The sequence below is a fragment of the Pseudomonas sp. UBA3149 genome, from assembly GCF_002364655.1.
Taxonomy (GTDB): Bacteria; Pseudomonadota; Gammaproteobacteria; order Pseudomonadales; family Pseudomonadaceae; genus Chryseomonas; species Chryseomonas luteola.
The window spans coordinates 61054-68870 of sequence record NZ_DEYV01000046.1 but is presented as its reverse complement, the minus strand read 5'-3'; the positions used below and the strand labels follow the sequence as shown (position 1 = coordinate 68870).

The 7817-nt window shown below is 58.5% G+C and carries 6 protein-coding genes; all 6 read right to left on the bottom strand.

The genetic code is table 11. The annotated features are described in order from the left end of the window. Window positions 1-177 (bottom strand): hypothetical protein (locus B3729_RS24915; protein ID WP_414704030.1); only part of this gene is annotated, 177 nt, incomplete at its 3' end. A 141-nt stretch (window positions 178-318) separates the two neighbouring features. Further along, on the bottom strand, window positions 319-1305 hold the full coding sequence (locus tag B3729_RS23390; RefSeq protein WP_286789147.1) for a serine/threonine-protein kinase: 987 nt from the start codon (window positions 1303-1305) through the stop codon (window positions 319-321). 11 nt (window positions 1306-1316) lie between these two features. Continuing rightward, window positions 1317-2054, bottom strand: coding sequence for a PP2C family protein-serine/threonine phosphatase (locus tag B3729_RS23385; protein WP_286789146.1), 738 nt, complete (start codon window positions 2052-2054; stop codon window positions 1317-1319). After that, window positions 2055-5588: a type VI secretion system membrane subunit TssM gene (tssM, locus tag B3729_RS23380; RefSeq protein ID WP_286789145.1), complete on the bottom strand. Its 3534-nt coding sequence runs from the start codon at window positions 5586-5588 to the stop codon at window positions 2055-2057. Between the two features lie 19 nt (window positions 5589-5607). Next, window positions 5608-6483 carry a type IVB secretion system protein IcmH/DotU gene (gene icmH / locus B3729_RS23375; protein ID WP_010796282.1) on the bottom strand — a complete coding sequence of 292 codons (876 nt, stop codon included), beginning with the start codon at window positions 6481-6483 and terminating at the stop codon, window positions 5608-5610. A 2-nt stretch (window positions 6484-6485) separates the two neighbouring features. Next, complete coding sequence (gene tssK, locus B3729_RS23370) at window positions 6486-7817, bottom strand: type VI secretion system baseplate subunit TssK (protein ID WP_286789144.1); 1332 nt, start codon at window positions 7815-7817, stop codon at window positions 6486-6488.

The following is a 7817-nucleotide window of genomic DNA, read 5'->3' as shown; positions in this document are numbered from 1 at the left end:
GGCGCGCTGATGCAGCAGGGCTTCAAGGTCGAGGTCGGGCCGTTCGCTGACCAGCTCAAGGTCAAAGCGAAAGGGCTGGCTGATCGACTCCTGCCCCGTAAAACTCAGGACTTGGAAGTCGGTATCAACGCCATCCAGAACCAAAGAAAAATGCGTTTCGTTGGCTGCGAAAAACACAGGCGCCTCCTTGCGTCTGATAGGGAGCGAATCATGTGATCTAGTCGGCTTTTACTCAAGCCCGCCGCTCAACGAAACAGTGATTGCTTCACGTTTCTTGAGCAGCAGCCGACATAAGTCAGCGTTGTGGCTACGAACGGTCTAGGCGGATTGGCGAAGACCCAGCCAGCGACCCAAGGTAGAGGCCTGTTTAACATGGCGAAAACCCTCCAGCAGACCATTAGCATCGACCTGACGATCGGGTTCTGCGAACTGCAGCCCCGTTCGCAACGCTTGCCAGCACGGCTTTGGTAGTTGGGCTGGAGGTGTGAGTTCTATTTGCATGGCACGTGCCTGTTTCGCACTGAGGCGCCGATAGGGATGCTGACCAGTGGCCAATTCATACAGGACACAGGAAACGGCATATACGTCAGCCGAGGGCGTCAACGGTGCTCCATCCAACAGTTCAAGGGAGGCATAACGTGGTGTCCAGGCGGTAAAGCGGCTTCGCGAGAGGCGGGGCAGGCCGGGCAGCACGCCTTCTACCGGCTGACCAAGACCGAAGTCGAATAGGCGAAGGCCGTCTTCGGCCAGGATGACATTGCTTGGCTTGATATCACCATGCAGAACTCCCTGACTATGGGCAAAGGCCAATGCCTCCAATAGCGGAATGGCAATGTCTCGCAGCGCCTCCCAGCCCAGGCCTTGTGGGTGATCACACAGCAACTTGTCCAAGGTCAGACCCCGGAGCATTTCCAGCGTTATGTAGGCACGCTCGCTTTCCCGATCGATATCAAAGCCATGCAGGCGAACAATATGGGGATGACGGAGGCGGGTTGTCAGGGCGAACTCACTGTAGAGCAATGCACTGGCATCGGGATATTCCGCAAAGTCCTCGCTCAACGTTTTGATGGCTACAAAGGGTTCGGGGTCGCCGTACTGTTCGCGCATCAGGTCGCGTGCGCGGTAAACCGCGCCCATACCGCCTACACCTAATAGGCGCTCCAGTTTGTAGCGTCCGCTGAGCACGTCGGGTAACGGCTTTACGCCGTGAGCCCTGGGCAGGGTCTCCGATGTGGAAGGGGTTTTGTTGGCGAAGGCGAAATAGGTCAGCTCGTCTTCGGCAGCTGCCGCGTTGAGTTCGTCCATGAGGTACATCCTTACTCCTGTCGACGGATGACGATGGCGGTCAGGTTGTCGCGTGCGGGGCCTAGCAAGGCGGTATCGAAAAGCCGCTCTAGGGCAACCTGGGCAGACGGCAGGGACAGCGCCGCACCGATCGCGTACTGACTGACTCCTTTGTACAGGCCATCACTGCAGAGAAGCATACTGTCGCCCGGCATCAAGTTGAATTCAAGAATGTCGAGCGCCAGCGTTTCATTGGCGCCTATCGCCTGGGTCAGCGCATGGGCTGCGGGATGGCGAGCAGCCTGCTCAGGTGTCAGTTTTTCTTCATCGATCATCCGCTGTCGTACCGAATGATCCTTGGTAAGTTGATAGAGCCTACCGCTACGCCAGAGATAACATCGGCTATCACCCGCCCAGACGCAGGCCGCACGCTCTTCTTCGCACAGCAAGACGACTACCGTACTTCCAATAATGGTGTCCGTCTGGTCGGCCATGACCGTGAGCTCCTGGTTCAGTCGCCGGTTGAGCCAATGAAGGCACTGGCGGATCTGTTGCAGGCGTTCATCGAAGCCTGCGCCTACGGGGAGCTCTGCCAGGCTTTCGATAATGAGGCGGCTGGCCAGATCACCTTGACTATGACCGCCCATGCCATCTGCAACAGCCCAGAGACCTTGCTCAGGGCTGTCCAGAAAGGCATCTTCGTTACGCGCTCGTACCTTGCCGGCATCGGTACGGGCTGCGCTGCGCCAACGCGTGGCAACGTCACTCATTTAGAGTGACGCCGGCAGTTTGAAGCCGCGCAGGTTGCCTACGTCGAACGGATTCGGCGAGCGCTGGCTGAGCAGCAGATAGCTGGCATGCAGACCTTCCAGATCTGCCTTGACCATGAGGGCGTCCCGGCTGCCGTTCTGCTCAATCTTCATGGCATCCAGCATACGGAACAGGGACCAGGGACCGCTGTTCTGCTCGACACCCACACGGCGACCATTGAGCTCCTCCAGCACGAGGCTGACGCGGCTCTCATCATTCTCGGCGGGCCAACGGAACGCTGTCTGCACGATCGGGCCATGACGGTATTCCATCTGGTTGTTACCGATGCGCAGGTTGGCACGGGTCAGACTGGAATCCAGTGAGTAGGGCTCAAGCTTGAACATGACCTGCGGCTCCGCCGGATTCTCGGCAAAGAAGCTGCGGCGAATCGTCTGGACCCGACCCATCTGAGCGAGGAACTCGCGGGACAGCGGCAGGCTGTGCCCGTCGATGCTACGCAGACGGTAGTTGCCGGAATCACCACTGACGAAAGGCTTCAGGTAGCTGTCAAAGAATTTGTCCGCAACGCCCTGCATTTTGAAGAACTCACGGAAGTCCGCAATGGCTACGTCGCTCTCGCTGTCAGCTTTGAAGGGATACCGCTTGTTCAAGGCGTTGTTATAGAACGAGTACATCTCGCTCTGGTAGCGCTGGTTCAGGTAGTCATAGGCATCGTTAAGCACCATCATCCAGCTGTCGTCCGCCAGCAGGCTCAGCCAGTTGTTTACCGGCTGCGGCAAGCGATTGGCCGCGTTGCGCAGGCTGTTGATGGCATCACGTTGACCAGCCATGCGATCACGCGCCATTTCAAAGGCGGCCTGCTCGGGGGCACTGGCATGGGCAAGCCCTGCCATTTGCAGCTGAAGGTCGTTCAGTGCAGCCATGACCGGAACCATATCGGCCGCTGGGCCGCCGTTATCGTCCAGCAGGCGATGCAGTGGCTCGAAGCGTTTCTGCAGCGCTTTCTTGGCCGTATCCGGCAGGTTCTTGGCTAGCGCGTCGCCCGCCTTATCGGCAGCCGCGCTGGCCAGTGCAGCGGCCTTGGCTAGCTTCGCATTACCTTTTGGTGCAGCCTCCGCAAGGGCAGCCGCCGCATCGTTGCCGCCAGACTGGAAGCGGGTGTTGTCGCGGATCTCATTGAGTACTTGCAACAGCGGTGAGTTGGAAGCTGTCAGCGCCGAGAGCTGCATGGCACCCTGATTCGCATCGCCAATCGGAGCCAGTACCAGCTGAGTAACTGCTTCGCTCCAATAGTTGGCGTAGTCGTTGAAGTACAGCTGTTCCAGCTCAACCATCAGGCGCTTAAGGTCCATACCGGAGAGACCGTCGCTTTCGCCCAGCACCCAGTTGTCTTCAATGATATTGCGGACCAGGTTGATGCCTTGGGTCGTAAATGTCTGCTCGTAACCTTTCTGCGTGTAGAAGCCGGGAATAGCATAGTCTGCACCGCCGTACACGGCACCCTGCGGACCCAGGTGTTGGCTGAAGCGGTATGCCGGCAGGCTGCTCGCCTGATCACGCAACATGCGGTACACCACGTTGGCCAGTGATTCGCTACGCAGGATCTGACGGGCCTGGGCAACGAGTGCATCGTTTAGCGGATAGCGGGTAAAGGATTGCTCCAGGAGGCGGGCAAAGTGGGAGTTGAGCCCATTCTGGACCACGGTGTCGACGCTGTAGCGGGTCGACCAGTCAGCTGCTACCCAATCCTTCAGGAATCCATTGTCGCGCCGTTCTTCCAGGTTCAGCATCAGGTAGGCGCGCAGACTGCCTAGCAGGCGTTCGCGGTCGTTGAGGTTGGCATGGATCTGCTCTTCCAGCTGGCGCGCCACACGGGGCAGCAACTGATCTACCAGTTCCTGATGATAGGCCTGTTGCAGGGTTGGACGAGCCTTATTGCCCTGATACAGACCGCTGCGTTCATGCAGTGCTACATCGCTGGCAGCTGGAAAGACATTGGCTGCGGCATAGGCGCTATCCAGGGATTTCAGCGCTGCCATGGCATCATCGGAGGGTGTCAGCGTCTTGTGCTGATCATTCAGCTGCTGACCCAGGGTACGCAACTGTTCGAGACGGTCATGGTTTGCACTGAATCCTGTGGCCCACAGTACACCGAACAGGCCCAGGCAGGCGGCAGCGCCTGCATAGAGGCCGCGCTGGCCCCAACTGATACGCGACGTTTCACGCTGATCCAGACCTGCCAGGTCGGCTTCCGGGAAGATGACGCGACTGAGCAGCTGGTGGATAAAGCGAGAGTGGCCGGTGCGATAGGTCGGCAGGGCATTACTGGGCAGGCCCAGGTTACGGCCGATGTTCATTGTGCTGGGGTCGAGGCTGTTGACCAGCTGTGGAGCGCTGGTGAGGTAGAAGCCACGTAGCTGGCTGGCACGCTGATAACGGTTTCCAGAAAACGCCAATTCGACGAACAGGCACAGACGCTCACCGATCAGTGCCAATTGGTGAGGAAAGTCGAGGATACGACCACGGCGCAGGATATCGCGCTCCTGGTGGATACGCTGAATGACCTGCGTATTCAGACGGCGCAGCAGTTCTTCGAACTCCTGGCGAACCACTGCCGCGTCTGTAGCATTTTGTTCCTTGCGGAAGCTGGTACCAAAGACCTGCTCGCTTTCCTCACGGGACAACTGGTCGAAAAACTCTTCAAAGCCCAGTACCTGGTCTGCTTTGCTCAGGACAAGGTATACCGGAACGTCGACCTTCAGCTGCTGATGGATGTCGTGCAGGCGAGCACGAATCTGGCGAGCCAGGGTTTCCAGTTCGATTTCGGTACCATTGAGCAACTGATCGACCGGTACGGTAACCAGTACGCCATTGAGCGGGCGTGCGCGACGGCGGCGACGCAACAGCGTCAGCAGCATTTGCCAGGTGCTGGCATCTACAGCGGCATCCGGCTGGCTGAGGTAGCGGCCTGCGGTATCGACCAGGACACCGTGATCGGCAAAGTACCAGTCGCAGTGGCGGGTGCCGCCGACATCCTTGGTCAGGCGGTTGGCGTCACGGTTAAGCGGAAACTCAAGACCAGAGAAATCCAGAAGGGAGGTCTTGCCACTGCCTTGAGGGCCGATCACCAGATACCACGGCAACTCCTGTTTCCAGCGTTCGCTGCGGGCGCGGTACAGGCTGGAGCTTTTCAGCGTTTGCAATGCATCCTTGAAACGACTGCGCAGCTCCTGTTGCTCTTCAGTGATCTGCTCGTGGCGACGCAGGCGCTCCTGGCCATCCTCGGTCTCGAGGGCACGCTTTTTACGCACGCCGCTGCGCCAGCTGACGAATACAATGAAGAGGCCCCAGCAGAGGAATAGGGCACTGAGAGTGACGAGCCGCGTGGTAGCCGGTGCCCAGAATTTATGATCGGCAACGGCCAGCAACGGGCCGACAAACCAGACCAATAGAGCCAGAACCAAAACCAGGGTCAGACTCCAGACCCAGGTCTTACGGAAAATAACCGCCAGATTGCGGAAGAACTGTTTCATTGCGCAAACATCCCTGTCGTCACGTATTTGGCTCGGCCATCTTGGCCGTAGTCAGCTGCTCGTATGGCTGCAGCACGCTTTCGCGTTGTTCGCCCAATACCCAGGCGAAGCCACCGTATAACACACCCAGGCACATCAGGGTGAACAAGGCGACCAACCACCATGGAACAATGCGTACAAGGCTGCGGCGACCATCCTGCAAACCTTGCCAGTGGGGCGACAGCTCACGGGGAATATCGCCACGCAGCTGACGAATCTGCCGGTAAACGCTGTCGCGGATCGCTTCAAGTTCCAGCATGCCGCGGGGCAGGACCCGATACTTGCCCTCAAAACCCAATGCAAGACACAGGTACATGAGTTCAAGCATCTGGAGATGTTTGACGGGGTTGCGCGTCAGACGCTCCAGCAACTGGAAAAACTTCTCGCCACCAAAGGTCTCGTTGTGAAAGGTGCTCAGAAGGCTCATTTGAGACCATTCGCTTTCATTGCCCCACGGTGTTGTGACTACGGCTTCGTCGATGACGGTGCACAGCACATAACGCGCTGCCATGACCTGGCCGCTTTCAGCGCCTTCGCCAAAGGCTCGATGCTCGAACAGTTTGATGGCCGTCGTAAGGCGCTCTTTCAGGGCGTACAGGTCTTCGGCGTGATAGCTGTGCTTTAACTGAACTACTTCGGACAGCAGGCCGGAGGCGGCAGCAATTAGCGGGTTCACACTCAAGTTGAAGCTTTCCGCCGGACGCAGGCGGGCCGCATAAATCATCCGTTCTTCCAGCTGCTCAACGCGAGGCGAGTCGGCAAAATCGGTTAACGGATTGTGGGCCGAGCTCGCCGTACCCTGGCGGCTCAGCACAACGGTTTTATCATCCTGACCGTAATCGTGATCCTTGATCATCGTCAGCTCCTGACTGCCCAGAATTTGAGTTCGAGCCCGGGGAAATCACCGGACACGTGAATGGCGAAGCCGCCCGACTGCTCCAGTTGCGCCTGTTCGTCGGCGCTGAGTTCGAGGGCGAAGTAGGTTTTGCCGGAATGGAACGGAATCTGCCGCGGCGCAACGGGCATGGGCTTGATCCGGATGCCGGGCAGGTGCAGGTTGACCAGCTGGCGGATACGCTCGACCGGGCCGATCTTCAGATGAGCCGGCAGGCGCTGGCGTAGCTCTTCCGAGTCGCACTGCGCACTGGCCGCCAGCACGAAGGAGGCGGAGGTGATGAGACTGTGGTCGTGCAGTGGCGATACCTGAATGCCGTACTGACGTTGTTGCAGGATCAGTTCGACCGCATGCTGCTCCAGCACCATCGACAGGACATGGCGCAGCGAATCCATCAGCTTGCGAAAGCTCTGGGCCTGATCGCTGTGCTGATAGCGGTTATCCAGACGCGGGCGCTTGGTTTCGTTGGAGAAGGTGGCCAGTTCGCCTAGAAGACCGAGCAGTTCGCGGAAGATCAGTTCGGGATGCAGCTGCTCAAGCGTGAGGTAGTGGCGCAGGGTTGGCTCGTAGCGGTTGATCAGCTGAAGCATCATGAAGTCGCCTACTTCCGCGGTGCCTACCTTGCCGGTGGCGCGGATACGCTCGGCCAGGATATCGCCCCGGTGGGCCAGCATGCTGATGACTTCCTTCAGGCAGGACAACAGGTAGTCCGAAGCATGAACATGAAGATAGGTGGGGGTGAAGTCGCCATCCAGGCTGATGACGCCATCCGGCGTTGTGTCCAGCACTTCGCAGACCTTGAGCTTGACGAAGGCTTCGTCATTGGATCGCTCGCCGAGCAGTAGCTTGAAATCCGGGCGGCCGCAGCTGACCTGACTGATAATGCTCTCGCCAGCGTTCGAGTCAGCCACTTCCGCCTCATAGGCGCGGTAGCGAGCCAACACATCCTTCTGCTCGGGACGGCGTGTCTCGACATGGTTGCCCGTGACCAGCGGCAGGGCTAGATACACAGAGGTGCTGCTGGTATTGGCGGGAATGTCCAGTGCCAGGGGCTCGCCCTCACTGGTCAGCTCAAACAGCGTGCCATCCGGCAGAACGCCGGAAGCCTGACTGATCACGAGTTTGCCCATGCTCAGAAACTGGCGATCAATGACCAGATTGAAGAAACCCCAGGCATAGCTGCCCAGTTGGCGTGTACGTGCCTTCAATTGATCATCGTGATACCGATCGCTTTGCTGGAAGTGCTGTGGGCGCAGCAGCATACCTTCCTGCCAGATCACTTTATGTGCAGTCAT

What these genes read in the sequence shown, in the direction of transcription:
- B3729_RS23390 (WP_286789147.1), bottom strand. Translation starts at nt 1,305, where the DNA reads ATGGACGAACTCAACGCGGCAGCTGCCGAAGACGAGCTGACCTATTTC.
- B3729_RS23385 (WP_286789146.1), bottom strand. Translation starts at nt 2,054, where the DNA reads ATGAGTGACGTTGCCACGCGTTGGCGCAGCGCAGCCCGTACCGATGCC.
- tssM (WP_286789145.1), bottom strand. Translation starts at nt 5,588, where the DNA reads ATGAAACAGTTCTTCCGCAATCTGGCGGTTATTTTCCGTAAGACCTGG.
- icmH (WP_010796282.1), bottom strand. Translation starts at nt 6,483, where the DNA reads ATGATCAAGGATCACGATTACGGTCAGGATGATAAAACCGTTGTGCTG.
- tssK (WP_286789144.1), bottom strand. Translation starts at nt 7,817, where the DNA reads ATGACTGCACATAAAGTGATCTGGCAGGAAGGTATGCTGCTGCGCCCA.